General features: G+C 65.6%; 1 pseudogene. It reads left to right on the plus strand.

From position 1 onward, the window contains the following. The first annotated feature begins 83 nt into the window (after positions 1 to 83). Positions 84 to 1,036 (plus strand): annotated as a pseudogene (locus tag Y694_RS21970) (IS1595 family transposase). Positions 1,037 to 1,043 lie beyond the last annotated feature (7 nt).

The raw sequence follows: 1,043 nt of genomic DNA on the forward strand, positions 1-1,043 counted from the left end.
CTTGATTAGCGACGAACCTCAGCCGGCTCACGTGGTGAGCTACCGAGGGTTGAAGATGGGTTCACCGCCACAGGAGGTGAACCATGACGATGAACCGAGTGCAGTTTCAAGCTGGACTTTCGATGGCCGAATTCATGAACCGCTACGGCAGCGAGGAGAAGTGCGAGGCGGCGCCGATCGCCTCGCGGTGGCCGGCGGGCTTTGCCTGTCCGGCATGCGGTTGCGGCCAGAACAGCTCGTTTCGGCGCGAGGGCCGGCTGTACTTTCAGTGCGCCGCGTGCCGCCACCAGTGCAGCGTCATCAGCGGGACGATCTTCGAGGCCACCAAGCTGGGGCTGTCGCGCTGGTTCCTGGCCATGCACCTGCTGACCCAGTCCAAGAACAACGTCGCCGCGCTCGAGCTGATGCGCCACCTGGGCGTTTGCTACAAGACCGCCTGGCTGGTCAAGCACAAGCTCATGGAGGTCATGCGCGTGCGCGAGGACGCCCGCCAGCTCGAGGGCCGAGTGGAGATTGACGACGCCTACCTGGGCGGCGAGCGCTCGGGCGGCAAGGCCGGGCGAGGCTCGCAGAACAAGGTGCCGTTCGTCGCCGCGGTGCAGACCACGCCCGACGGCCAGCCGCAGTTCGTGTGCTTGCGCCAGCAACCGTTCACGCACGAGGAGGTGGCGGTGTTCGCCGCACGCTCGATCGCGCCCTCGGCCACCGTCGTCTCCGACGGCCTGTGGTGCTTCGGCGCCGTGCAGATCGTCGGGGCCGAGCACGAGCGCGTGGTCACCGGCGGCGGCAAGGCCAGCACCGAGTTGCCGCAGTTCAAGGCGATCAACACCTTCCTGGGCAACCTCAAGCGCTCGCTCAGCGGTACTTACCACGCCTTCGACTTCGCCAAGTACGCCCATCGCTATCTCGCCGAGGCCCAATACCGATTCAACCGTCGATTCAATCTGGCTCCATCCTGGTTCGCCTGCTTCGCGCCGCTTGCCTTTCAATCCCGGCCCCGGCGCACGTCATTCGTGTGGCTGAGGTTGGTCGCTAATCAGGAG

The sequence above is a fragment of the Methylibium sp. T29-B genome (assembly GCF_000576225.1).
Lineage (GTDB): Bacteria > Pseudomonadota > Gammaproteobacteria > Burkholderiales > Burkholderiaceae_C > Methylibium > Methylibium petroleiphilum.